Source organism: Asaia sp. BMEF1 (assembly GCF_051628905.1).
Taxonomy (GTDB): Bacteria; Pseudomonadota; Alphaproteobacteria; order Acetobacterales; family Acetobacteraceae; genus Asaia.
Window position 1 is genome coordinate 1063971 of record NZ_CP157575.1, and the last position, 24428, is coordinate 1088398.

The window sequence follows — 24428 nt, forward strand, 5'->3', positions numbered from 1 at the left end:
AGACCCAAGGCCTCGTAACTTTTGATTACACTCGCTATGTAACACCCCTCTTGCGGGGGAGGTTTCGATCCTGCCACACTTGCATTGATGAACGATACGCCCGAGCCACAACTCAAACCGCTCACTCACGGCAATGATGGCGGACGCCATCAGCAGGCCCACGAGCGCGGCAGCGTGGTGCCCAAGCTCGTGATGGCTTCTGCGATCGTGATGGCCTGTATGGGCGGTGCTTACTGGCATAGCGCATCCTCAGGCTCAGCTCCCGGGCCTCAGCCTTCGCGTTCGGCGGCCCCTGTAGAAGCTGCCGAACCCCAGATACGGGCCGATGCCATGCATCTTGGGGCTCAGTTCGCGCTCATTTCAACGGGACAGGCTCCTGCGGCGCTGGCGCGGTCGGGTTTCGACAGCCAACAGAAGGCCGAGATTCTTGCCGCAGTCAAAAACCGACGCATGCGTCTCGTAAGGATGCCTATTGCCCAGATTGCCGGGATACCAGGACAGACAGTGGCGATCACTTCCGGAGGCATAACGCAAAAACTGATGCTGAAACCCGAACTACAGGCGGTTGTCCTGCCGATCTATCTTGCAGGTGAAGTCACAATCACCCCCAAAACCCCTCCCCCGGCAGGTGGCCTGCAAACGGGAATCCTGACCGCGCTCGGTGCCCAGGTTCTTCCCACTCTGGCCCGCCTTGACCAGCAGATCGTTCTGGACGTTATCGTACAATGAAAGCGCTGATGCCCGCCCTCAATCGCCTCATGCCCGTCATGATGGTGATCTTTCTCATCCTCGCCAGCATCCAGGCAGCTGTGTCGCTGCATCTTTCGGGCGGGATGCTGATTCACTTCCTTTCGTGGGCGCGTGACGCGTATCCTCCCATAGTCGGTCTAACCGCTCTCCTCACCATTTCCGGGCTTCTTTACGAGGTTCGTTCCGCAAAACTTGCCCGCAAGGGGCTCCGCCGCCGCAAAGGTTTCGTTATGGATATTCTGGCCCGCCTGACAAACCGCGTCGCCCTTGAGGATCTGCTCGCACAGGAGCAGAAAGAGGTCGCCATCAATGCAGAAGAGCTTGCGGCCGGACTGAGGGCAAAAGTGGTCGGACAGGACCAGGTCTGCGAGGATATCGCCCAGCAGCTTCGACGCAGGCTGGCGCTTACCGTCCGCAACAAGCCCGTGGGAATCTTCCTTCTCGCAGGGCCGCCAGGCACTGGCAAAACCTACCTTGCCAAGCAGATCGCCCGACAGATGGATCGCCCGCTCCTTCATTTCGATATGACGCAGATGTCGAGCCCTCACGCTGCCACCATGCTTTTCGGCTCGCCGAAGGGCTATGTCGGGTCGGACAGTTTCGGCAAGCTCACAGGCGGATTGCAGGAGAAGCCCGATGCGATCGTTCTTCTGGACGAAATCGAGAAAGCTCATCCTGACGTCTTCAAGAAATTTCTGACGGCGTGGAACGACGGTCACGTGACCGAGGCATCGACTGGCGCCCAGATCTCGACCACGCGCGCCATCTTCATGCTCACGTCCAATATCGCGACCGAAGCCCTGACCGAGATCGCGGATCGCCTTCATGACGATACTGATAAAATGCGCGCGGAATCGACAGAGGCCCTTCGCAAGGCTGGGTTTGCACCTGAGGTGCTCAACCGCCTCGACCGGATCTTCGTATTCCGCCAACTGCGCGATCTGGATCTTGCCCGCGTTGCCGCCTTGGAAATCGAGGCAATGATCAAGGGTTATGGCCTCAATGTCGAGGCAGGCGGTATCGACGCCCATCTGCTCTTCCAGTTGATGCAGCGTCAGCAGAAGCTGGGTGCTGGCGCGTCAGCACGCGATCTGGTCCGCTCGATCGAGGATATGGTGAGCGAGAGCCTGATTCTTGCACGACAGAACAACACCAAGCTCGTGCGCCTCGTCATGGAAAGCGATGGCGTCAAGGCCGAGATCGCGGATGATTCCGCGTCCCTCAATGCGCGTCTAGCACCCTGAGCCCAGGCGGAATCATCACCAGTGTCAGCCTTTACCCGCCTCTGGCGCCGCGCTCCTGTCTGGCGCTCCATGATCTACCTCATAATCTTCTTCACGATCATGAGTCTGTTTTTCCCGATGCCGTGGATGCTGTCACACGCTCCGTGGCTGCAGCGCATCCCCGGAATGCAACGCCCGGGCGCACCGAACGTGAACTCCGCTGATAATCAGCCCGCCGCTCCGGGACCGGGCGCATCAGCACCGGATGCCCCGGTTGATAACACCAATCGTCTGATAACGCCTGACATCACAGCCGCGCTTACCGGCACGATTCCATTTGGCGGACACACCCTGCCCTTGCCTGCTGGTGTATGGCACCCGGTGCTGACGGGGCAGTTCGGCCCGGGCGGCCTTATGCTGATCAATATACTGGTACGGACCGATCGCGGCGTCGTCACCGGAGTCATGATTGCCCGCACGGCAACCGAGCAGCTTCCTCTGGATGTCGTTCAAACTGCCACGTCCCATTGCCATGACGACCGGAATTACGCCTCCCATATCTACTCCGACCGCCCGGATGGCCGGAACGAATGCTCCTTTGTCGCCAACGCTGTGATGGGACCGAACGGAGCGATTTCGTCTGACGAGTTGATTCAGCTCGCCTTCAAACGTCTGAGTGCTCTAGGCTTCCCGATGCCCTCATTGTTTGTCGTCGCCAACTGGATACTGAGCAGTGGCGCGACCGATGCCACCAAGGGAAGCTCTGCCGTCACCTATCTGCTTGCTCCGACAAAGCCGGGCACGACCCAGCTTCTGGCGCCTCTGCCTTATTGGGATAAAGCCGCGCTCACTCAAGTCCCTGCGGCTGATGAGTTTATCCGCAAGACGGATCGCTGGCTGATGCGCTGGGTCCCCCTCCTGCGCCAGAGCATCATGCGCGACGTCGGCAATCTGCCGGTCTTCCCGGATCTGGCGCGCGACCCTGCCGCCCCCTGACATCATCCCCTTGCTCTTCGAAGGGCCAGGTAGCGCCCTCAGCTTTCATAATTTCTCGAGCCGGCCCCTCCTCTGCCCGATCTGGTTTGTTTCGAGGTAACGGAGGGTGAGCCAAACCGGTAGAGCGCCTCCTGCGCGATCGGAATATTGTGATCCCGCCTCTCTCGTTTCCATAACGAAACGCTATTCGACATTGTCGTTTTGAGGGGCATAATGCTGCAGTTGCTGCGAGCGGAGCGTTCCTGTCCCATCAAACAGAAAGACCTCGCTCCGCATTGCGCAGGGAGTATCTGTAAGGGTGAACGACGGCCATGCCGATCGCGGGACTAATTTCATTGGCAAGGCTTGCAGTAGTGAGCTTACCCATGGGTGCAAGACTGCCGCAAATCGCCGTGTCATTAGTCCCAGCTATCCCGGTACCTCCTGCCCTGCTCATTTACAGGATGCGAGAGAATATCGGTCTCGAGCCGAGCACCGGGCATACTTCAATTCTGAAGCCATTCATGCGTTTCATAACCGTCGCGGGGCTTATGATCGCTTAGTCACATTAACAGCCCGTACGGCACATGATTCTGCCACGCTAGTGCTGGGTCTCGCTATTCCGGACCGGATGGTTTGGGTTTCTCCTGACTGAGGTGCTGATGACAGGGCAGGCTTCATGCACCTCATCCTGCGCACGGTTCTTTGCTATCTTGTCTAACTCTTCATATCGCCCGGGGTGCAGGTCTGTACAATCGCGGCAGGGACAGCTGTGAGCTATCCTCATGCCCTTGCCGCGATAATTTAGCAGGAAGACTCCACCCGGGCTGCCGACACGGTTTTCCAATTCCGGCAATCGGAACCGCCTCGGCCCGAAGGCTTCTCTGCCAACGATCTGACATCACGGCCAGATTGCTTTTACGTACCCTTTTGTAACAATATCCCTCAATGATGCCCGGAGCGCATGAGGCTGCGGCCGAGTCTGCGCTCGACATGTCGAGCAAAACGGACGAAGGGGAGGCCAAGCAGGAGATAGGCCCCCCCGATCAGGAGACCCGTGCCGATATAATCGTAATAGGTCGACGAAAGCCGGATATAGGTCTTGGTCAGCTCGGTGAGCGTGATCACGCTCACCAGCGAGGAATCCTTCAGCAGCGCAATGAAATCGTTGGTCATGACCGGCAGCACCGTACGGAAGGCCTGTGGAATGATGACAAGGCGCAGCGCCTGACGCTGGGTCATGTTCAACGCAATGGCGGCTTCCATCTGGCCACGCGGCACCGACGACAGACCTGCGCGGTAATTCTCGGCTTCATAGGACGCGTAGTTCAGACCGAGCGCGATCACACCGGCAAAGAAAGGCGATAGCTTGATCCCCATCCCCGGCAAACCGTAGAAAATGAAAAGGATCTGAATCAGAAGCGGTGTACCGCGCACGATCTCGATATAGAGCCCGGTGCCCCAGCGCAGCCAGGCTGGGCCGTAATGGCGCCCCAAAGCCAGAATCAGCCCCAGACTGACGGCAATAACCATCGACAACGCCGAGACAACCAGGGTCAGCAACGCCGCTTCGCCTATGTCCGGCAGGAAGCCGATATAGCGCTTGAGCTGCCCAACCCAGCCGGTCTGGGCGCGCATGGCATTGCGGTAACGCAACCATTCCACGGGCTTGACGTCACGGACGACCTGATCGCCCGTCATCTGAGCCATTTCAGGCGTCCAGAGGTTCCAGCGCGCGAGGATAACCTGCAACGTGCCATCCTGCATCATCGTACCCAGGGCGCGATCGACCTCGTCATGCAGGGCCGTATTGCCCTGCTTGAAGGCGATGCCGTACCGGGTCTGCCCTACCGGTGCCCCGACAATCTCCAGATCGTCGGTGATGCCCGCATAATAGAGCGCGATCGGTCCATCGAGCAGGAGCGCGTCGAGCCGACCATTGCGCAGGTCCGAGAAAGCGTAGGTCTCTTCCTCATAAGAACGCACGGTAATGCTGGGCTCGCGCTGTAGCAGGCGTTCGGCAAGCGTCTCCTTGATCGTCCCGACCACATGGCCACGCAGGGCGCCAAAACTGCTCAGATCCCTACGATCGCGGCGCACGACAATGCGGTCGCCGGTCACGTAATAGGGGCGTGAAAACAGTGCTGCCTGAAGATGGTCCGGCGTCATCTCGATGCCATCGACCACCATCTGGTACATGCCGCGTTGCAGACCCGGAATCAGCCCGTCCCAGTCGTTCTGGACGAACCGCGCCTTGCGGTTCAGACGGCGGGCGATCTCCTGCACCATGTCATATTCGAACCCCTCGAGGTGATTGAGGTCCGCAGGATCATGAAACACGTATGGCACATTGGCTTCGCCATCCGACGCCCAGCTCAGCTCGGGCTGAGCCCCGCTCTGGCCCGCCCCCGCGACAGCGCTTATGGGCGAACCGGCAGTCGCAGCATCAGAGGCTTGAACCGGATCAGAACGGAAGAGCCCAGAAAGACACAGAGCCAGCAACAGAAAAAAAACAGGCGCCGACAGGCGATGCCGCGCCTCATTCGCTGCAGGGAGGCGGAGGATCACAGCAACGTCCTCAGAAAGCGGCGTGTTCTCGGGTCTTCGGGGGCGGCGAAAAGCTCTTCAGGGTCGCCACTCTCCACGATATGGCCGCCCTCGACATAGAGAACGCGGTCCGATGCGGCGCGGGCAAAGCGCATGTCATGGGTCACGACGATCTGGGTCATGCCCTCATCATCAAGCCGACGCATGACCCGAAGCACCTCTTCGGCCAGTTCGGGGTCGAGCGCCGAAGTCGGCTCGTCATAAAGCATGACGGCGGGTTTCATCGCCAGAGCCCGCGCAATGGCAGCACGCTGCTGCTGCCCACCAGACAGGGTAGAGGGATAACGATCCGCCATGCCCTCCAGCCCGACCTTGGCGAGAAGCGAACGAGCCAGGGACTCGATCTCGCCTTGTGGCTGGCCCTTCACGGCACGGGGCGCCATCATCACGTTATCCAGCACGGTGCGATGCGCAAACAGGTTGAAGGACTGAAAGACCATGCCGACATGCGCGCGCAGAGCATGGGCACGCCGCTCCTGCGCACGGCTCCAGCCGTGGCCGTTCAATTTTTCGATGGCGACATCTTCGATGCGAAGCGTGCCGGAATCGGGAATTTCCAGAAAATTGAGGCAGCGGAGAAAAGTCGATTTTCCGCAGCCCGAGGGGCCGATGATCGAGACCAGCTCCCCTCGCTCAACGCAAAGCGACATGTCGTGCAGCACGACATGTCGCCCAAAGCTCTTGGTGATATTTCTGGCGTCGAGAACGGACTCGGCGTTGTCAGTCAGTTTCGGTCATCCCACGCAGGACATAAGGGAGGATCCCTCCATGCCTGTAATAGGCGACTTCATCAAGCGTATCGATTCTGCAAAGAAGCTCAACCTGCTCGATTTCACCGGACTGACGCATAATCTTCATCGAAACGGCCATGCGCGGGGTGATCGCCTCGAGACCGCTCAACGAAATCGTCTCAGAACCATCGAGCCCGAGCGTCTTGCGCGTAGTCCCCTCCTGGAAAGTGAGAGGCAGCACGCCCATGCCAACAAGGTTGGAACGATGAATGCGCTCGAAGCTCTCGGCGATCACGGCCTTGATACCGAGAAGCCTCGTGCCTTTCGCTGCCCAGTCACGCGACGACCCCATGCCGTATTCGCGCCCGCCGAACACCACGAGCGGCGTACCGTCCTGCTGGTAGCGATGCGCCACATCATAAATCGAGGCCACCGTACCATCGGGCAGGTATTTCGACATACCGCCTTCGACACCCGGCAACATCTCGTTGCGGATGCGGATATTGGCGAAAGTGCCGCGCACCATAACGCGGTCATTGCCACGGCGCGAGCCGTAGGAGTTGTAATCGGCCACCGACACCTGATGCTCGCTCAGGAATTTACCTGCCGGTGAAGACGGCTTGATGGCACCCGCAGGAGAGATATGGTCGGTGGTGATGTTATCGCCCAGTAGCGCGAGAATGCGAGCATTCTCGATGTCATGCGTCTCACCCGGCTCCTTGGTCAGCCCCTCGAAATAAGGCGGCTTCTGGATATAGGTCGAGCTGTCGGACCAGGCGAAGGTGCGCGCATCGCTGGCGACAGCCAGAGCCTGCCACTGGCTCGTCCCCTTGGAAATGCTGCCATAGCGCTCGACGAAGCTCTCGCGCGTGACCGACGATTTGATGAGGGCGGCAATTTCCTCATTGCTCGGCCAGATATCACGCAGGAAGATTTCCTTGCCATCTTTCGAGATGCCAAGCGGCTCTTTCGTGATGTCCTTGCGCAGCGTACCCAGCAGGGCATAGGCGACCACGAGCGGCGGGCTGGCAAGGTAATTGGCACGCACGTTGGGCGAGATACGCCCTTCGAAATTGCGATTGCCCGACAGCACCGACGTAGCGACAAGGCCATTACCCTCGATCGCATCCACGATCGGCTGGGCGATGGGGCCGGAATTACCGATGCAAGTCGTGCAGCCATAGCCGACTGTCTCAAAACCAAGCGCGTCGAGATCAGCGCTGAGACCTGCCTTGTCGAGATAATCCGTCACCACCTGGGAGCCGGGAGCGAGCGAGGTCTTGACCCAGGGCTTGGGCTTGAGACCGAGCGCACGCGCCTTGCGTGCCACCAGACCGGCTGCCACCAGAACCGCCGGGTTGGAGGTGTTGGTGCAGGAAGTAATGGCCGCAATCACGACATCGCCATGACCGATATCGTAATCAGACCCCGCCACGATGGCGCGCTTGCGCACATCATCGGGCTTCACGCCCAGCGTCGCGGTCAGGGCCTCTTCGAACGCCGAGGTCGCATCGGTCAGGGCCACGCGATCCTGCGGACGCTTGGGGCCAGCCAGTGAGGGGATGATGGTCGAGAGATCGAGCGACAGCACTTTCGAGAACACAGGCTCAGGGGTATCGGCATCGCGGAACATGCCCTGGGCGCGCAGATAGGCCTCGGTGAGGCGGATGCGGTGCTCGTCGCGCCCTGTCTGGTGCAGATAGTCGAGCGTCAGGGCATCGACCGGGAAGAAGCCACAGGTGGCGCCATATTCCGGTGCCATATTGGCGATGGTCGAGCGGTCGGCCACCGGCAGATGATCCAGAGCAGGACCGAAGAACTCGACGAATTTACCGACCACGCCTTCGGCGCGCAGCATCTCGGTGATGGTCAGCACCAGATCGGTGGCCGTTGCGCCCTCAGGCAGCAAACCATCGAGACGCACCCCGATCACATCGGGGATCAGCATGGCGATGGGCTGTCCGAGCATGGCAGCCTCGGCCTCGATGCCGCCCACACCCCAGCCCAGCACGCCCATGCCATTCACCATGGTGGTGTGACTGTCGGTACCGTACAGCGTATCGGGATAGGCGTATTCCTTGCCATCGACGCTACCGGTCCAGACGGCCTGCGCCAGATATTCGAGGTTCACCTGATGGCAGATGCCCGCGCCCGGCGGTACGACGCGGAAATTTTCAAACGCGGTCTGGCCCCAGCGCAGGAAAGCATAACGCTCGCCATTGCGCTCGAATTCGATCTCGACATTGCGTTCCAGCGCATCCGCACTGCCCGCCACATCGACCATGACCGAGTGATCGATCACGAGATCCACCGGCACAAGCGGGTTGACCTTTTCCGGGTCCCCATCGAGGGCGATGATGCCATCGCGCATTGCAGCCAGATCGACCACTGCGGGAACGCCGGTGAAATCCTGCATGAGGATGCGCGCCGGTTTGAACGGTACTTCCTGATCGGAATGGCCTTTAGCGGTCCAGTCGACGATCGCCTGCGCATCTTCAGTGCGGTAGCTCAGCCCGTCTTCGAAACGCAGAACGTTTTCGAGCAGAACCTTGAGGCTGACCGGCAGGCGGGACAGATTGCCCAGCTTGGCCGCCGCATCCGGCAGAGAGAATATGTGGTACTTTCGGCCATCAACCTCCAGATCCCGCATCACGCCCAGCGAATCCCGTCCGACGGTTCTCATGGCTTGTCCTCCTGCCTTGTCAACTGGCCCCTCGGGGCTGGCCCTTCTATACAGTCTCGACCCTTATTCGCACAGAGTCGAATGAAACTCTCTCAGGAAGATGTTATTTCCGCACAATGTCAGGTTTTCCCTTGCCTTCAGCGCCTTGGCTGCATGTTCATGACATAACCGTGATACGCGGCGGGAGGCTCGTGCTCGATCGGATCGGCTTTTCTCTGGACCGGAACGAGGCGCTTCTGCTGACAGGGCCCAACGGCGCAGGCAAGTCGACCCTGCTTCGCGTGCTTGCCGGGCTCTGTCCAGTACAGGCCGGCAGCTTTACCTTTGAGGGGCTGAGAGGCGGCACGCCGGAGCAGGCCCTGGAAATTGCCTACCTCGGCCATCTCGACGCGCTCAAACCCGGCCTTACCCTGCGGGAAAATCTTGCTCTCGAAGCCTGTACCAGTGGTAGCGCGTGCGACGAGGCGCTCGAGGCACTCGACCTGCTCGAACTGGGCGATCTGCCGACACGGCTTCTCTCTGCGGGGCAGAAGAGACGTGGCGCTTTCGCCCGTGTGATGCTGCGCCAGGCCCCGCTCTGGCTGCTCGACGAACCGAGCCTCGGCCTCGATGACAAAGCCATCGCGACCCTTGGCGCGCTGATGGCCGCCCATCGCGCAGCGGGCGGCATGATTATCGCAACCACCCATGTGGCCCTCCCGCTGCCGGGGGCGCGCCACCTCGTTCTGACGCCGCAGGAGGCCTCGGCATGGATATGAGTGTCTTTCTTGCTCTTGTTGGACGCGAGTTGCGCCTTGCCCTGCGTCATGGCGCCGACACCCTGGCAGCGTTGCTGTTTTTTGTACTGTGCGGCAGTCTATTCCCCTTGGCATTGGGGCCATCGCCTGCCTTGCTGCACCGCATGGCACCCGGAATCCTCTGGGTTTGTGCCCTTCTCGCCAGCCTCCTGCCGCTCGACCGTCTGTTTGGTGCCGAGCTTGAAGATGGCGGGCTCGATCATCTCCTTCTCCTTGGGCTCTCCCCCGCTTTCGTTGCTCTGGCCAAGATTGTCTCCCACTGGCTGACTACGGGGCTTCCGCTGCTCATCGCCACGATACCGCTCAGTCTGATGCTCGGCAGCGCACCCGGCGACATCCCGCCGCTTCTCGCGGGGCTTGCCCTGGGCACGCCGCTTCTCTCTCTGGTGGGAGGCATGGCCGCAGCGCTCGTGCTTGGCGCCCGTCGCGGTGGCGTGCTGCTGCCTTTGCTCGTGCTTCCGCTGGCCACCCCGGTTCTGATCTTTGGCGCGGCTTCTGCCGATGCCGCGGCGAATGGACGCAGCTTCGGCCCCGAACTCGATTTCCTCGGCGCGTTTCTCGCCCTGGCACTCGTACTCTGCCCCTTCGCTGCCGGCAGCGGCCTGAAAGCGGCGAGCTCATAAAGGGATAGGGACTTGATATTTCGGCCCGATCACGTTCTCTAACGGGGCTCCCACTCGCCCCGGAAGGTGTTCATGCGTTTTCCCTCGCTTCTCGCCAGCGTTGCCCTGCTGAGCCTTGCACCTTTCTCCGCCAATGCAGCTCCGGGCTACCTGCGTGACCCGGCCCTTGCGGGGGCAACGCTCGTTTTCGACGACGAGCAGTCGCTGTGGCAGGTGCCGTTGGAAGGCGGGAGCGCGAGCCGCCTGACGACGCCGATCGGCACAGACCCTCACCCCATCCTGTCGCCCGATGGCAGACAAGTCGCGTTTCTGGCCGATTACGATGGGCCGACAGAAATCTATGTCATGCCGATCGAGGGCGGCACGCCACGGCGTGTGACGTTCGAAAACCAGAGCGTGATGCCCATCGGATGGGACAAGAAGGCGGGCATTCTCTACAGCACTGCGCCTGCCATTGGACCGGGACTGAGCCGTATCGTCGTTGCCATTCATCCGGTCAGCGGCACGCGGCGGGTCTATCCCCTGGCCGACGCAAACGATGCGGCGCTGAGTGCCGATGGACAGTGGCTCTATTTCATCCGCTTTGGCACAGCCGTCAGCCATGACCATCTGCGGCTCTACCGTGGCGGCGCCATGGCACAGCTCTGGCGCTATCGCCTCAAGGGCGGTGTCGAAGCAGAGCGTATCGGCCCTCGAGACGCCAATCTGCGCCGCCCGATGCTCTGGAACGACCGTCTGGTCGTGGTGAGCGATAAGGAGGGACGCGATAACCTCTGGAGCTTTGCGCTTGATGGCAGTGACGGCCACCAGCTTACCCACCATGACGATTTCAGCGTCAGGCAGGCAAGTCTTAGCGGCAACCATATCGTCTACCAGCTTGGCGCCGATCTCTATCGTTACGATCTGCACGACGGCAGCGACACCATGCTGCCGATCGATATCGCCAGTGACCACGCGGCAAGACGCCCGCTCTGGCTCGATAATCCCTTCGCCTATCTCACCGAAATCAGCCTCGCCCCGAACGGCAAACAGGTCGCGCTGACCCTGCGCGGCCATGTCGCGCTTGCCTCACCCGGCCCCCTACGGCGCGTGACTCTGGCCAGCGCCGCCACGACCCGGCTGCGTCACGCCACGCTCTCTCCCGATGGCAAATTGCTCTACGCATTCAGCGACAAGGGCGGTGAATCGGAACTCTGGTCTTTCCCGACCACAGGCAGTGTGGAAGGCACGCAGCTCACCCATGGCTCGAAAAGCGAGCCTATGGGGCTCTGGGTCTCGCCTGACGGCGCTCATATCGCCCATACCGATATAGCGGGACGGCTGTTTCTCTACGATGTCGCAGCCCATACTGACAGGATGATCGACGATGCCCGTCTCGACGGGCGCAGCGAGTACGACTCCCTCATCTGGTCGAAAGACGGTCGGGTTATGGCCTTTACCAGAGCGCGCGGCGAGACGATCAGGCGACAGATCGCGCTTTATCCGCTCGACACGGGCAAGGTCGTCTGGGCCACCACCCCCGATTACGAATCCTACGCACCATGTTTCAGCCCGGACGGCAAATTCCTCTGGTTTCTTTCAGACCGGCTCTTCACGCTGAATAATGGTGGCCCTTGGGGCGACCGCAATCCGGCACCGGTCTATGCGCCGCGTACCGGCGTCTTCGCGCTTGCCCTGCAAAAAGACGGCCACTTCCCCTTTGCCCCGCGCACCGAACTCGACCAGCCTGTTCCAGCTCAAACCGCTGACAAAACGGCAATTGCTCCGACGAAAAAGCCGCCGGCGCTGGATACTGAGGGGCTCGCCACCCGTCTTTATCAACTCCCCATCCCTGCGGGCGATTACAGCAAGATCGCGATCGGGCCGGAGTTTCTCTACCTTCTTTCTCACAAACCCGATCAGCTCGCCAGCAAGGACGACGATCTGGTGCTGAAGACGCTGAAGATCGGCCCGGGCGAAGCCAAACTCACCGATTTCGCTTCCGGCCTGCGCAATGTCGCCCTGACCCCGGACGGCAAGACGCTTATGCTCGTCTCGGGCAAGGAAAAACACACCCCCAAAATTCAGCTCGTTCCCGCCGCTGCCAGCCTTTCCGGCGTGAATGGAACCGACACGACAATCGCGCTCGACGGTTTCCGCCTGCGCGTCGATCCCGGCGCCGAATGGCAGGGCCTCTTCAATGACGCCTGGCGTCTGCATCGCGATCACTTCTACGATCCCTCCCTGCATGGTGTTGACTGGCCTGCCATGCGCGAGCGCTATCGCCCGCTTCTTTCGCGGCTGGGCGATCGTTCCGATCTGGACGATCTTCTGGGTCAGATGATCGGCGAACTCAACGCCCTGCACTCTCAATTCCGCCCGCCCGAACCGCTCACCCGCGATAACGCCGTGCTGATTGCGAGCCTCGGCGCCCATCTCACGCGCCAGCCCGGCGGCTTTCTGATCGATCGCTTCTACGAGGGCGACCCGAATCTCCCTGAAGACCGCTCGCCCCTCGCCGCCCCCAATCTCGACGTGAAGCCGGGCGATCTGATTACCGCGCTCAATGGGCAAAACCTCGCCGATCAACCCGATCTTTCTGCGCTCCTTGCCAATCAGGCCAACAGGCAGGCGCTGCTCACCCTTAAACGTAAGGATCGGGTTTTCCAGATTGTTGTCACCCCAATTGGCGCCAAACAGGATGCCGCACTTCGTTTGCGCGCCTGGGAGAGCGAGCGCGCCCGCTATGTCGCCACAGCCAGCCATGGCCATATCGGCTATGTGCATCTGCGCGCCATGGGCAAGGATGACATGGAGCGATTCACCCGGGATTTCTTCACTCAAACCGAGAAAGACGGAATCGTCATCGATGTCCGTCGTAATCTGGGCGGTAATATCGATTCCTGGGTGTTCTCCGAATTGCTGCGCAAGGTCTGGATGTTCTGGTCCGATCACGGCAGAACCCCTCAGGGCAACATGCAGCAGACCTTCCGCGGCCATATCGTCGTGCTCTGCGACGAATTCACCTATTCCGACGGCGAGACTTTCTCCCAAGGCGTGAAGTCGCTCGGCATCGGCCCGCTTATCGGCGCACGCACCGCAGGTGCCGGGGTCTGGTTGTCAGACAGCGACCGCCTTGCCGATAACGGCCTGCCCCGTACCGCAGAGCGCCCCTATTATGACATGAAGGGCCACTGGCTGGTCGAAAACCACGGCGTCGCGCCCGATATCACTGTCGAAAACATGCCTGTTGCCACCTTCAACGGTCAGGACCAGCAACTCGACAAGGCTCTGGAGACGCTTCAATCCCTGCTTGAAAAACAGCCCGTCGCTCCGATGGTACCGGAGTCCTTCACAGGACAGGCTGAAGCCAAACCCAATTAACCGAAGCGCGAAGCGGCGTTCTATGGGGCTCTGCCCCGGGCCCCGGAAAGAGACACACCTCTTTCGTCCCCTCAAATGAGTTTCCAAAGGGCGACTGCCCTTTGCCAGCGTGCGGGGCGGCGCCCCGTTACACTCAGGTTAAGCGCTGGGAGAATACGCTACAGGCGTCAGGATGGCGTTTCGCATCGTCCCGAGCAGGGGGAGAATGCCCTTCGGGGGCCATGCGCCGGACGCAACAGCTTCCTTGCGTTTCCGGGCACGCTCGGCGAGATCGCCATACGGCCAGAAATGAGCGAGACGTGCAGGACCGCCACCGGACATCATGACAGCATAGGCGGGGGAAATGGCAGCGCGTGCTGGAATAGAGGCTTCCATCAACGCTGCGACATCCGCCTCGCAACCGGGAAGAATGTCGTAGATGCGCGATTCGTAAACGCCGCCATACGTACCGGGAGCCGGTTTGGTATCGGCGATCAGAGCCCAGCTCTGGCGATCGATACGCTCGACACCGGTTTCGCTGCCTGGCCACACTAGATCGGCGGGGGCGGGGCTGAACATCACGACAATTTCGTTGAGATTGCCGAGTTCGGTTGTCCAGCATCCCAGAAAACCCGCGCGCCCGACAAGAAGCGCTTCGAGCGCCGCAACGACATGGGGCACGCTGCCCGAGCGGCAGGTGAGAACAAAGGTTTCAACACAGACCGACATCGGGACTTTCCTTCTCTTTCCGCTTATTTTTTAAGCGAGTCGACGAATTTTTCCAGCCAATGGATCGTGTAGTCGCCCTTCTGGAACTGTGGATCGGCCAGGATCTTGCGATGAAGCGGAATGACCGTCTTGACGCCATCCACCACGCATTCATCCAGCGCGCGCTGCATGCGAGCAATAGCCTCGGCGCGCGTGGGTGCATGAACGATCAGCTTGGCGATCATGCTGTCGTAATAGGGCGGCACGCGATACCCGGCATAGATGGCGCTATCGATACGAACGCCCAGCCCGCCCGGCGCATGGAAAACCTTGATCGTGCCGGGATTCGGCATGAAAGTCTCAGGATCTTCGGCGTTGATACGGCACTCAATGGCATGACCGCTGAAGGTCACGTCCGATTGCTCGTAGCCGAGAGCCTGACCGGCTGCCACGCGGATCTGCTCACGCACCAGATCGACGTCGCAGACCATTTCGGTCACGGGATGTTCGACCTGAAGGCGCGTGTTCATTTCGATGAAGCAGAACTGGCCGTCCTGATACAGGAACTCCAGCGTGCCCGCATTGCGATAGCCCATCTTCTTAAGCGCAGACGTCGCAGTTTCGCCAATGGCATCACGCTCTTCTGCGGTCAGCACAGGCGACCCGGCTTCCTCGAGCAGTTTCTGGTGGCGACGCTGAAGCGAGCAGTCGCGCTCACCGAAATGCACGACATTGCCATGCGTATCGGCCATGATCTGAAGCTCGATATGGCGGGGCTTGTCGAGATATTTCTCGAGATAGACCTCGTCATTGCCAAAGGCCGCACGGGCTTCGGTACGCGCTACCGACCAGGCTTCTTCGATCTCGTCTTCGCTCTGCGCCACCTTCATGCCGCGACCGCCGCCACCGGCAGCAGCCTTGATCAGGACAGGATAGCCGACCTTAGCCGCCACTTCGCGGGCAGCAGCGAGGTCGCGCAGGGCGCCATCGGAACCCGGCACAAGCGGCACGCCAAGCTCGCGCATGGTCGTCTTGGCCATGATCTTGTCGCCCATCGTGCGGATATGATGCGCGGTCGGACCGATGAACACGAAGCCATGCTCTTCGACCGTTTCGGCAAAATCGGCATTTTCCGACAGGAAGCCGTAACCGGGATGGATGGCCTCAGCGCCGGTGATCGTGGCAGCCGAGAGAATGGCCGCGACGTTCAGATAGGATTCACGCGAGGATGGCGGCCCGATGCAGACCGCCTCATCTGCCAGTCGGACATGCATGGCGTCGGCATCTGCCGTGGAATGCACGGCGACCGTTGCAATGCCCAGTTCACGGCAGGCGCGCAGGATGCGAAGCGCGATTTCGCCGCGATTGGCGATAAGGATCTTGGAAAACATCTGGCCCCAGACTCAGTCAGTGATGCTTATTCAATGATGGCGAGAGCTTCGCCGAATTCGACCGGGTCGCCGCTGGCCACCAGGAAGCGCGTCAGTGTGCCGCTGCGGGGCGCCTTGATTTGATTGAAGGTCTTCATGGCCTCGATCAGCATGATGGTCTGACCGGCGGATACGCTCTGACCCTCCTGCACGAATGGCGGTGCAGCCGGGTCGGGCGTCAGATAGGCGATGCCGACCATCGGGCTGCTGACGGCGCCGGGATGATTGGCAGCGTCGACAGGGGCCGGGGCAACAGCCGCGACGGGCGCCGCAGCGACGGGGGCCGGAGCAGCATGCACGATCTGACCGCCAGCACTACGTACCACGCGAATGCGGTTGTCCTTTTCGGCAACCTCGATTTCGGTCAGACCGGTTTCGGTCAGAATGTCAGCCAATGCCCGGATGGCATCTGCGTCCACGAGCATACGGCTCATCGTTCGTCCTCGTCTTCGATCATGTCATAGAGTGCACGCAATGCCATGGCATAGCCACGCACGCCAAACCCGCAGATTACGCCAATTGCGGCCTGAGAGGTATAGGTGTGATGGCGAAAGGCATCGCGGCGATGGATATTGGAGATATGGACCTCGACCGTCGGCAGTCCTGTCGCGAGCAACGCGTCCAGAAGGGCGATGGAGGTATGGCCATAAGCCGCCGGATTGATCACGATCCCACGCGCCCGCCCCCGGCATTCCTGAATCCAGGAAACGAGTTCGCCTTCGATATTCGTCTGGCGAAAATCGATGGCGACGTCGAGCTGCTCGGCAGCCTGAATACAGACCTGTTCCAGGTCGTCCAGGGTCGCATGGCCGTATATTTCCGGCTGGCGCATACCGAGCATGTTGAGGTTGGGGCCGTTGAGCACGGCAATCATCGGGCGAATCATGAGTGCAGCCCGTAGCACTTTCGCTTGGGGCGTAAAAGCCTTCCTGCTTGCTACAGGCGGAATACGCCTCATTCCTGCCGCGTTTATCGTCTTTTTTGCTTCACAGGAAGCAGATGACGCCCTCATTTCGAGGGCGGAGTTCCAATTAAAATGCTTGGGCACGCATCACGATTTCGCGTTCCGGGCCTACCGTGTTAGGGTCGTCGTTCGCCGTCCCGGCTTGTCGGGGCATTCGATCGTTCGGAGTTACTGAGCAAAAGGCTGTCAGCTGTCGTGAAACCCTCTAAAAGCAGAACGCTCACTTTCAGATCTACGGAACGCCGAAAACTGCGTATCCGGGCCCGAATCGGAGGTTTGGCTCTGCTTTGCACGGCACTTGCGCCGAAGCATGGCGCGCACGCGGCGACCAGAACCGACGTCACCACGGTCACCGGCCCTTCCGCAGAACATGCCCCCTGGGCCTCTTCCGTCAAGATGGCTCTTGCCCGGCGCGCCCATCGCATCGCCCTTGCGAGCCATAACGTATTGGCCTGGTCGGAGCATGGCGTTGCAAGCTGGTACGGCAAACGCCTTGTCGGCCATCGCACAAGCAGCGGCGAAAGGCTCGACAGTCACGCCCTGACAGCGGCGCACCCCACCCTGCCAATGGGGTCGAAGGTGCTGGTGCAGAACGAAGATACGGGTCAGTCTGTCATCGTGACTGTCAACGATCGTGGACCGTTCAACAGCCGCATCATCGATCTGTCGCACGCCGCAGCCGCCGAAATCGGCATGCTCGGAAGCGGCACGGCACATGTGAAACTGGCGCCGATCCCCTCCGACACGAAGATCGCGGAAGACCAGCCGCTCGAAGTGGCCGAAGCCGAGGCCGAGGACACCAACGAGCAGGCTCTCGATGCGGTCACGCCGGTTGTCACGCCCCATGCCAGCAAGGCCCCGGCCGCACGTCACTCGCGACGCCACAAGTAAGATGCCGCAATGCCTCTCCTGAGAGAGGCCAGCCTGCTGTTCTTCCATCGAAAAAGGCGTGGACCTCTAGGATCCACGCCTTTTTCGCATTCCCCACGCAATGTTTATTTCAAGCCGCCCTGGCTCAGACCTCAGAGGTGGCGGCTTCCGTTGGCTCGGACGTCGCCTGAACACGGGTGAGACCCGGTACCTTTGGATTGAACCCCTTCATACGGTCCTCGAGACCCGCATTCAGCTCTGCACCGAAAAGCACGACATAGGTGCCGACGAAGAACCACATCATAATGGCCGCAACCGCTCCCAGCGGCCCATAAGTCGAGCCATAGCTCGCAAAATGACTGACGTAATAAGAGAAAGCCAACGACGTCAGCACCCAGAGCAAGGTCGAGACCAGCGAGCCCGGCACGATCCAGCGCCAATCGGGCTTGTCGCGGCAGGGGCCGTAGCGAAACAGCAGCGTGACCGCGATGAACACAAAGAGCAGCATCAGGGCGGGTGCGCCGAAATGCACGATATAGCGTGTGCTGTAGCTCATCAGATAATCGGTGAGATACAGAATTTCGGGCGGTAGATTGCGCAAACCGAAGCGATTGAGCAGGTCAGGCAGATAATCCACCAGCGCCGGAAAGGCGACCATGAGCGCCAGTGTGAGACACGCACCGAGCACCGCGCCGAACGTCACACCGAGCGCCAGAAACTGGAAACGGAAAAAACCGCGCGTCTCCAGCACGTCATAGGCAAGGTTCAACGCCGAAAGCACCGATTTGGTGCTGGCCGAAGCTGACCAGAGCGCAATCGAAATGGAGAAAATCAGTCCCATCGTCAGAGAGGCATGCGGTTGACCGATCAGCGTATGGATCTGCGAGGCGATGAGCTCGAAAGCCGTCGGGGGCAACAGACTACGCAGCACATTGAGTTGCGGCTCGACAGTCTGCAAATCGAAAACGAGCCCGTAGACCGAGATCAGCGATGTGATGGCCGGAAAGAGCGAGAGCGTCGCGTAAAACGCGCAGCCTGCGGCCGAGAGGCTTGTCTGGCTGGAGCCGAGATTGCTCAGAGTCTGGCGCAAAACCAGCTTCCACCCGCCAAACGGCATATGGATGGGGCTTTTCGCTCCTGTTCCCGGCGCTTCGCGACCGAGCGCCTCGACGGCCTCACCCTCCGATGCGGCGGACTCCACATCGGCATGCGCAGCGTGGTCGCCAGAGACTTTCCGCGCTTCGACCGCGCCGCCCGATTCTGCCGCTTCCTGTGACATCTGGCTTCGTGGGGTGGGGGTTTCGTCCACGCAGTATTCCTTCCTCTGATTGGCTCGATCCCTGCCCCGCAATGCATCTCTGCTGCACCCCGGAACGCACGATCTGTCTGCGCCCCCTCTATAGTTACGCAAGGCGCATGATACCAGCATGACGCGGTGGCAACGGAAACGTTGCACCGCGTTTCGCGTTACGGCGGCGTGACCATGCATCCAGTGCAGAAAAAAGAATTGGGGTCCATTTTTTAGTTGCATGAGGGGGGGATTGGTCCCATATGCGCCCCACGCAGCAACGCACGTGCCACTGGCCCTCTGTAGGTTACGCAACGACGTCAAGCGTTCTGGCAATCGGGCTGATCCTGCTCCCTCTGGAGCAACCAGCCTCGTCCTGATCGCCGGTCCGTTCGACCGTTTCGCAACAGTTCCGCCCGTAGCGATTCGGGCGGATTTCGGGAGGAGTGACTCATGACTCCGAAAATCGTCCGCTATCTTGCCGAGCAGCAGCCGGCTACTCCTTGCCTGGTCGTTGATGTCGACCATGTCGAAGCGCGTTATCACGCCCTGCGTGACGCGCTTCCGCTGGCGCATATCTATTATGCCGTGAAAGCCAATCCGGCAGCGCCCATTCTTGAGCGTCTGGTGCGCCTCGGCTCTTCATTCGATGCCGCCTCCATTGGTGAAATTCATCAATGCATGGCTGCCGGTGCGCAGGCCAGCCAGATCTCTTTCGGCAATACGGTCAAAAAGGTCTCTTCGATTCGCGAAGCCTTCGGTCTGGGCGTCGATCTCTTTGTGTTCGACAGCGAAGAAGAGCTGGCCAAGCTTGCAGAGCACGCACCCGGTTCGCGCGTCTTCTGCCGCCTCGCGGTAGAGAATGAGGGCGCCGACTGGCCGCTGTCGCGCAAATTCGGCACGACCATTGCCCACGCGAAAGACCTGCTGCTTCAGGCGGTCGATCTCGGGCTGGAGCCTTATGGCCTGTCCTTCCATGTCGGCAGCCAACAGACCAGCACGGCCGCTTATGAAGCGGCCATTGCCAAGGTCGCCATGCTGTTCACCGATCTCTCGGCGGCTGGTATCGACCTGAAAATGGTCAATCTCGGCGGCGGGTTCCCGGTGCGTTATCGCGACGACATTCCCGAGATCGAACAGTTCGGCCTCGCCATCGGTCGTGCCATGACCGAGCATTTCGGCAATGCCCTGCCACAGATGTTGATCGAACCGGGCCGCTTCATGGTGGCTGAGGCCGGTGTGGTATCGACCGAAGTCGTGCTCGTCAGCCGTCGTGGTGGCAAGGAAAGCGACCCGCGTTGGGTCTATCTCGATATCGGTCGTTTTGGCGGCCTGGCGGAGACCGAGGGCGAGGCGATCCGTTATCGTTTCCGCACGCCGCATGACGGCCTGCCCACGGGTGAGACCGTCGTCGCCGGTCCGAGCTGCGATGGTGTGGACATCATGTATGAAAAAAACCGCGTTCAGCTGCCTCATGCGCTGAATTCCGGTGACCGCATCGAGTTGCTGACCACCGGTGCTTACGTTACCACCTATTGCTCGACCGGATTCAATGGCTTTGCCCCGCTGAGCGAGCATTACATCTAGGCCCGAGAGGGCTGCCTCTTCCCGAGGCATTGCGAACAGAACCCAAAGGCGCCCTCTACCGGAGCATTCCGGCGTGCGGCGCCTTTGCTGTTTCTGGCGCGTAGACAGCTCGCGCATGGTTCGCCCGAGGCACGAAGCAGAATTTCCCTCACCATGAGGGATATCCTATTTACCGGTTTCCTCTCCCTGTTTCTGTCGGTTGTCTCATGAAGCGTCGTGATTTCCTGCTCTCCAGCCTCGTGACTGGTCTCGTTCTTTCGGAAAAGGCGAAGGCCTCACCGGGCCGGAACGCTGAGGGTCATGTCGGGCAGACAAACAGTCTGATCGACGTTGAGGGGCTGACGGTCGGGCAGGCCCAGAGTGCCGACATACGCACCGGGGTGACGGTCATTCTGCCTGATAGCCCAGCCCCTTGTGCGGTCGACGTGCGCGGCGGCGGACCCGGCACACGCGAGACCGATGCCTTGAGTAGCTGGAATCTGGTGCATCGAATCGACGCGCTCACCCTCTCTGGCGGTTCGGTTTACGGGCTGGCTGCAGCCGATGGGGTGGCTGCATGGCTCGGCGCAAAGGGACGCGGTTTTGCCATGCGCCGGGTTGACGGCGTACCCGTCTCACCGATCGTCCCTGCTGCCATTCTTTATGACCTCGATAATGGCGGCGATAAATTATGGGGTGAGACCCCCCCCTATCGCGCCCTCGGTATAGAGGCAGTAAGCCATGCCGGGCGAAGCGTGACACTGGGGACGGTCGGCGCGGGTTATGGCGCCATGGCCGGTCGGCTCAAGGGCGGTATCGGCACGGCTTCCTGGGTGAGCCACGACGGCTATACGATCGGCGCCATCGTGGCGACCAATAGTCTGGGTTCTGTCACCTTGCCGCACGAAAAACATTTCTGGGCGGCCCCTTTTGAACAGGGGAACGAATTCGGCGGTCTCGGCGTATCGTCCTCCCGAATCGAGCCGGAAGACTGGAGCGGCACCAAGCTCGACCCCAAGCCGCGGGCGAATACCACTTTGGCCTGCATCGCGACCGACGCTGCCCTCACGCAGGATGAACTCAAGCGCATCGCTATGATGGCGCAGGACGGGCTTGCTCGCGCCATTCATCCCGTTCATTCGCCCTTTGACGGCGATACGATCTTTGCGCTCGCGACAGGTCTCAGGAAAGTGCCCGAAGAAGGGCGCGCCCTGCTTGTTGCGCGACTTGGCAGCATCGCCGCCGATGTACTCGCCCGCGCCGTTGCGCGCGGCGTCTATAGCGCGACCCAGCCTCCCGGCATGAAATCCACTTTGTGGTCGACCCTGCCCGGCTGATCCTGAAGCAGTCGAGGCATTGTCGGACACCGCAGGGTTTTCAGTCAGCGGACGAGATCGCCGTTCGATCCAGCCCATAAAAGGCGACAGATGCGTCGGAAAAAATCGACTCTGCCCGGTCTCGGGCAAAGTGGGAGACGCTATTCCGGGCAAAATCAAGCGTGTCGCCATAGGTCTTGCCGGTGAGAAGACAGACCGGCCAGTCACTGCCCCATAGGAGGCGTTCGGGGAAGAGAGTCAGGAGCGTCTCGACGAATGGTGCCAATAACATCTCGTCACCCCCCGAAGGCAGTTCCGTTTGAAGCCCGGAGAATTTGCAGGCCACGCCCAGATCGGAAAGCCGGGCCATCGCGTCGCGCCAGAAGCTGAACCCGCCCCCCGTCATGTCGGGCTTTGCCCCATGATCGATCACCAGCGGCAATTCCGGCCATGCGCGACGAAAACGGCACAGCATGTCGAGATGTCTCGGGCGTATGAGCGCGTCAAGGCGTAGCCCGTGACGACACAGGGCTTTAAGGGCGGGACGCAGTTCTGGCGAGAGAAGCCAGTCTTCATCCTCCATATCCTGCAGCATGGGGCGCACCCCTTTGAGTCCCGGTTGCCCGGCCAGCCATGCGATGCGTTCAGGCGCCTCCGTATGGGTCAGATCAATCCAGCCAACTACCCCGGCGATCGTCGGATGGCGCGCCGCCAGAGAAAGCATCCAGAGCGTTTCGCGCCAGTCTTCCTGAGCCTGTACCAGCACGCTGCGCGTAACACCCGCCGAATGTGCCACAGCCGCCCAATCCTGCATGCCATAATCGCAGTATAGTCCCCCAAGCTCGGCATCGGGCCAGCTATGAAAGGGATTAGACAGAGACCAGACATGCTGATGCGCATCGACGATGTCGATCGCAGACAGGAGAGGACTGAACCCGCTCCTGCTTGCCACCGCAATCGTGCTCATGCGGCGGTCCACCCCCCATCGATCACGTGTACGCTGCCGGTAGTATAGGCTGAGGCGTCACTCGCCAGATAAAGCGCCAGCTCTGCGATCTCTCCCGCCGTGCCAATACGTCCCATCGGCTGACGGGCGATAAAGGCGGCGCGTGCCGTCTTTGCATCGCCTGTCGCTGCCAGCCTCTCGTCAAGCGAGGGCGATTGCACGGTACCAGGACAAATGACATTGCAGCGTATTCCGCACGTCACATAATCCACGGCTATGGATTTGCTCAGCCCGATTACGGCAGCCTTGGACGCACCATAGGCAAAACGGTTGGGCACGCCGATAACGGAACTCGCCACCGAGGCCATGTTGATGATCGACCCGCCTTTATCGAGCATATTGGGCAACACGGCGCGAATAACATCGACCATGGCATGGACATTGAGCGCGAAGGAGAGACGATACCCCTCTGCGCTCGTATCGAGCACCGTGCCCGAATCCACATAGCCCGCGCAGTTGAACAAGATATCGACCGGACCGATCACGCCCAAAGTCGCGGCGATCTCCTCAGGGCGCAACAGATCGAGGACGACCGGCTTGCACGCAGCGAGAGAGCCCAGCGCTGCGCCGTTCCTGTCAACCGCCAGGACCTCAGCCCCCTCACTGGCAAACAGCTCTGCCGCTGCACGGCCAATGCCCTGCCCCGCCCCGGTGACGATGGCGCGCTTTCCGGCAAGGCGGCTCATGACCCATAGGCCCGGCAGGTCTGGGTCTGGCGCCCAAGCGACACGTCCGCATCGCTCTCGATCCCAAGCTCCATCCGGTCACCCGGTTTGAGATAGACAGGCGGCTGAAATCCGAGCCCCACCCCGGCAGGCGTACCGGTTGAAATGATATCGCCAGGACAAAGCGTCATGAAGCGGCTGATATAGCTGACCAGAAAAGCAACATCGAACACCATGTTTCTCGTGTGGCCGTTCTGATGCCGCGTACCGTTGACCTCCAGCCAGAGCGAGAGAGCCTGTGGGTCGGGTATTTCGTCAGAGGTGACCAGCCAGGGGCCAACAGGGCCGAACGTGTCGCAGCTCTTGCCCTTGACCCATTGCCCGCCCTGTTCAAGCTGGAAGGCGCGTTCGGACAGGTCGTTGATCACCATATAACCCGCCACATGGTCGAGCGCGGTCTCGACCGACACATGACGCGCTGTCTGGCCGATCACCACCCCAAGCTCGACTTCCCAATCGGTTTTCTGCGAGCCGAGCGGGATGATGATTGCGTCGTTCGGACCGCACAGCGCGCTCGTCGCCTTCATGAACAGAACCGGCTCATCAGGCAGCGCAATACCGGATTCCTCGGCATGATCGCGATAATTAAGCCCCACACAGATGAACTTCCCTACACCCGATACGGCAGCCCCGATACGCGTTCCTTCAGGAATAAGAGGCAGGGAAGCAGGATCGAGCCCGGCGAGACGGGCGACGAGCCCGCTCGCCAAAGCCTCACCCGAGATGTCTGGAACGACCGAAGAGAGATCGCGTGCGCGCCCCTTGCTGTCGATGAGAGCAGGTTTTTCCTGCCCGATGGGGCCTAGTCTGGCGAGTTTCATGAA

General features: G+C 60.6%; 20 protein-coding genes. 9 read left to right on the forward strand and 11 right to left on the reverse strand.

Translation table 11 applies throughout. The features are described from left to right. Window positions 1–87 precede the first annotated feature (87 nt). From ABHV46_RS04680 to ABHV46_RS04690, 3 genes are read left to right on the forward strand one after another with little or no spacing between them, the layout of a single operon-like run. Complete coding sequence (locus tag ABHV46_RS04680) at window positions 88–729, forward strand: hypothetical protein (RefSeq protein WP_438383110.1); 642 nt, start codon at window positions 88–90, stop codon at window positions 727–729. Further along, complete coding sequence (locus ABHV46_RS04685; protein WP_438383112.1) at window positions 726–1994, forward strand: AAA family ATPase; 1269 nt, start codon at window positions 726–728, stop codon at window positions 1992–1994. The genes ABHV46_RS04680 and ABHV46_RS04685 overlap by 4 nt, the downstream gene beginning before the upstream one ends. A gap of 21 nt (window positions 1995–2015) precedes the next feature. Then, complete coding sequence (locus ABHV46_RS04690) at window positions 2016–2969, forward strand: hypothetical protein (protein WP_438383114.1); 954 nt, start codon at window positions 2016–2018, stop codon at window positions 2967–2969. 924 nt (window positions 2970–3893) lie between these two features. Here the strand turns inward: ABHV46_RS04690 and ABHV46_RS04695 are convergent. The 3 genes from ABHV46_RS04695 to acnA form a co-directional block, all read right to left on the reverse strand. After that, window positions 3894–5372, reverse strand: coding sequence for an ABC transporter substrate-binding protein/permease (locus tag ABHV46_RS04695; RefSeq protein ID WP_438384254.1), 1479 nt, complete (start codon window positions 5370–5372; stop codon window positions 3894–3896). 140 nt (window positions 5373–5512) lie between these two features. After that, entirely contained in the window at window positions 5513–6205 is a 693-nt protein-coding gene (locus tag ABHV46_RS04700; protein ID WP_438384255.1) for an amino acid ABC transporter ATP-binding protein, read from the reverse strand. 70 nt (window positions 6206–6275) lie between these two features. Continuing rightward, on the reverse strand, window positions 6276–8969 hold the full coding sequence (gene acnA, locus ABHV46_RS04705) for an aconitate hydratase AcnA (RefSeq protein ID WP_438383116.1): 2694 nt from the start codon (window positions 8967–8969) through the stop codon (window positions 6276–6278). Window positions 8970–9085: 116 nt separating this feature from the next. On the opposite strand from acnA, the gene ccmA reads away from it, so the two are divergent. The 3 genes from ccmA to ABHV46_RS04720 all read left to right on the forward strand — a co-directional run bounded on the left by ccmA (window position 9086) and on the right by ABHV46_RS04720 (window position 13752). Further along, window positions 9086–9727, forward strand: coding sequence for a heme ABC exporter ATP-binding protein CcmA (gene ccmA, locus ABHV46_RS04710; protein ID WP_438383118.1), 642 nt, complete (start codon window positions 9086–9088; stop codon window positions 9725–9727). Then, complete coding sequence (gene ccmB, locus ABHV46_RS04715) at window positions 9724–10389, forward strand: heme exporter protein CcmB (RefSeq protein ID WP_336945259.1); 666 nt, start codon at window positions 9724–9726, stop codon at window positions 10387–10389. Before ccmA ends, ccmB begins: the two co-directional genes overlap by 4 nt. Before the next feature lie 72 nt (window positions 10390–10461). Continuing rightward, window positions 10462–13752, forward strand: coding sequence for a S41 family peptidase (locus ABHV46_RS04720; protein WP_438383123.1), 3291 nt, complete (start codon window positions 10462–10464; stop codon window positions 13750–13752). 138 nt (window positions 13753–13890) lie between these two features. Here ABHV46_RS04720 and ABHV46_RS04725 read toward each other — a convergent pair whose 3' ends face one another. From ABHV46_RS04725 to aroQ, 4 genes are read right to left on the reverse strand one after another with little or no spacing between them, the layout of a single operon-like run. Next, window positions 13891–14460 carry an NIPSNAP family protein gene (locus ABHV46_RS04725; protein ID WP_438383125.1) on the reverse strand — a complete coding sequence of 190 codons (570 nt, stop codon included), beginning with the start codon at window positions 14458–14460 and terminating at the stop codon, window positions 13891–13893. Window positions 14461–14483: 23 nt separating this feature from the next. Then, entirely contained in the window at window positions 14484–15830 is a 1347-nt protein-coding gene (gene accC, locus ABHV46_RS04730) for an acetyl-CoA carboxylase biotin carboxylase subunit (RefSeq protein WP_336944811.1), read from the reverse strand. Window positions 15831–15856: 26 nt separating this feature from the next. Further along, on the reverse strand, window positions 15857–16303 hold the full coding sequence (locus ABHV46_RS04735) for an acetyl-CoA carboxylase biotin carboxyl carrier protein (protein WP_336944810.1): 447 nt from the start codon (window positions 16301–16303) through the stop codon (window positions 15857–15859). Beyond that, window positions 16300–16755, reverse strand: a complete 456-nt coding sequence (gene aroQ / locus ABHV46_RS04740) for a type II 3-dehydroquinate dehydratase (protein ID WP_023979560.1) — start codon at window positions 16753–16755, stop codon at window positions 16300–16302. The genes ABHV46_RS04735 and aroQ overlap by 4 nt, the downstream gene beginning before the upstream one ends. A 354-nt stretch (window positions 16756–17109) precedes the next feature. Between aroQ and ABHV46_RS04745 the strand changes: the two genes are divergently transcribed. Continuing rightward, entirely contained in the window at window positions 17110–17724 is a 615-nt protein-coding gene (locus ABHV46_RS04745) for a septal ring lytic transglycosylase RlpA family protein (protein WP_336944809.1), read from the forward strand. A 124-nt stretch (window positions 17725–17848) separates the two neighbouring features. Here ABHV46_RS04745 and ABHV46_RS04750 read toward each other — a convergent pair whose 3' ends face one another. Then, window positions 17849–18820: a YihY/virulence factor BrkB family protein gene (locus tag ABHV46_RS04750; protein ID WP_336945258.1), complete on the reverse strand. Its 972-nt coding sequence runs from the start codon at window positions 18818–18820 to the stop codon at window positions 17849–17851. 624 nt (window positions 18821–19444) lie between these two features. On the opposite strand from ABHV46_RS04750, the gene ABHV46_RS04755 reads away from it, so the two are divergent. Continuing rightward, window positions 19445–20578, forward strand: a complete 1134-nt coding sequence (locus ABHV46_RS04755) for a type III PLP-dependent enzyme (RefSeq protein WP_336944808.1) — start codon at window positions 19445–19447, stop codon at window positions 20576–20578. Between the two features lie 206 nt (window positions 20579–20784). Continuing rightward, window positions 20785–21894 (forward strand): P1 family peptidase, encoded by a 1110-nt coding sequence (locus ABHV46_RS04760; RefSeq protein WP_438383130.1) that lies wholly within the window; start codon window positions 20785–20787, stop codon window positions 21892–21894. A 40-nt stretch (window positions 21895–21934) separates the two neighbouring features. Here the strand turns inward: ABHV46_RS04760 and ABHV46_RS04765 are convergent, their stop codons facing one another. From ABHV46_RS04765 to ABHV46_RS04775, 3 genes are read right to left on the reverse strand one after another with little or no spacing between them, the layout of a single operon-like run. Continuing rightward, complete coding sequence (locus tag ABHV46_RS04765; RefSeq protein WP_438383132.1) at window positions 21935–22840, reverse strand: amidohydrolase family protein; 906 nt, start codon at window positions 22838–22840, stop codon at window positions 21935–21937. Next, window positions 22837–23565: an SDR family oxidoreductase gene (locus ABHV46_RS04770; protein WP_438383135.1), complete on the reverse strand. Its 729-nt coding sequence runs from the start codon at window positions 23563–23565 to the stop codon at window positions 22837–22839. The genes ABHV46_RS04765 and ABHV46_RS04770 overlap by 4 nt, the downstream gene beginning before the upstream one ends. Continuing rightward, the gene (locus ABHV46_RS04775) at window positions 23562–24425 is read right to left on the reverse strand and encodes a fumarylacetoacetate hydrolase family protein (RefSeq protein WP_438383138.1); all 864 of its coding nucleotides are present in this window, start codon (window positions 24423–24425) and stop codon (window positions 23562–23564) included. Before ABHV46_RS04775 ends, ABHV46_RS04770 begins: the two co-directional genes overlap by 4 nt. Window positions 24426–24428 lie beyond the last annotated feature (3 nt).

Coding starts and splice junctions, on each gene's coding strand:
- ABHV46_RS04680 (WP_438383110.1), top strand. CDS start 88: ATGAACGATACGCCCGAGCCACAACTCAAACCGCTCACTCACGGCAAT.
- ABHV46_RS04685 (WP_438383112.1), top strand. CDS start 726: ATGAAAGCGCTGATGCCCGCCCTCAATCGCCTCATGCCCGTCATGATG.
- ABHV46_RS04700 (WP_438384255.1), bottom strand. CDS start 6,205: ATGTCGCTTTGCGTTGAGCGAGGGGAGCTGGTCTCGATCATCGGCCCC.
- acnA (WP_438383116.1), bottom strand. CDS start 8,969: ATGAGAACCGTCGGACGGGATTCGCTGGGCGTGATGCGGGATCTGGAG.
- ccmA (WP_438383118.1), top strand. CDS start 9,086: ATGTCAGGTTTTCCCTTGCCTTCAGCGCCTTGGCTGCATGTTCATGAC.
- ccmB (WP_336945259.1), top strand. CDS start 9,724: ATGAGTGTCTTTCTTGCTCTTGTTGGACGCGAGTTGCGCCTTGCCCTG.
- ABHV46_RS04720 (WP_438383123.1), top strand. CDS start 10,462: ATGCGTTTTCCCTCGCTTCTCGCCAGCGTTGCCCTGCTGAGCCTTGCA.
- ABHV46_RS04725 (WP_438383125.1), bottom strand. CDS start 14,460: ATGTCGGTCTGTGTTGAAACCTTTGTTCTCACCTGCCGCTCGGGCAGC.
- accC (WP_336944811.1), bottom strand. CDS start 15,830: ATGTTTTCCAAGATCCTTATCGCCAATCGCGGCGAAATCGCGCTTCGC.
- ABHV46_RS04735 (WP_336944810.1), bottom strand. CDS start 16,303: ATGAGCCGTATGCTCGTGGACGCAGATGCCATCCGGGCATTGGCTGAC.
- aroQ (WP_023979560.1), bottom strand. CDS start 16,755: ATGATTCGCCCGATGATTGCCGTGCTCAACGGCCCCAACCTCAACATG.
- ABHV46_RS04750 (WP_336945258.1), bottom strand. CDS start 18,820: ATGCCGTTTGGCGGGTGGAAGCTGGTTTTGCGCCAGACTCTGAGCAAT.
- ABHV46_RS04755 (WP_336944808.1), top strand. CDS start 19,445: ATGACTCCGAAAATCGTCCGCTATCTTGCCGAGCAGCAGCCGGCTACT.
- ABHV46_RS04760 (WP_438383130.1), top strand. CDS start 20,785: ATGAAGCGTCGTGATTTCCTGCTCTCCAGCCTCGTGACTGGTCTCGTT.
- ABHV46_RS04765 (WP_438383132.1), bottom strand. CDS start 22,840: ATGAGCACGATTGCGGTGGCAAGCAGGAGCGGGTTCAGTCCTCTCCTG.
- ABHV46_RS04770 (WP_438383135.1), bottom strand. CDS start 23,565: ATGAGCCGCCTTGCCGGAAAGCGCGCCATCGTCACCGGGGCGGGGCAG.
- ABHV46_RS04775 (WP_438383138.1), bottom strand. CDS start 24,425: ATGAAACTCGCCAGACTAGGCCCCATCGGGCAGGAAAAACCTGCTCTC.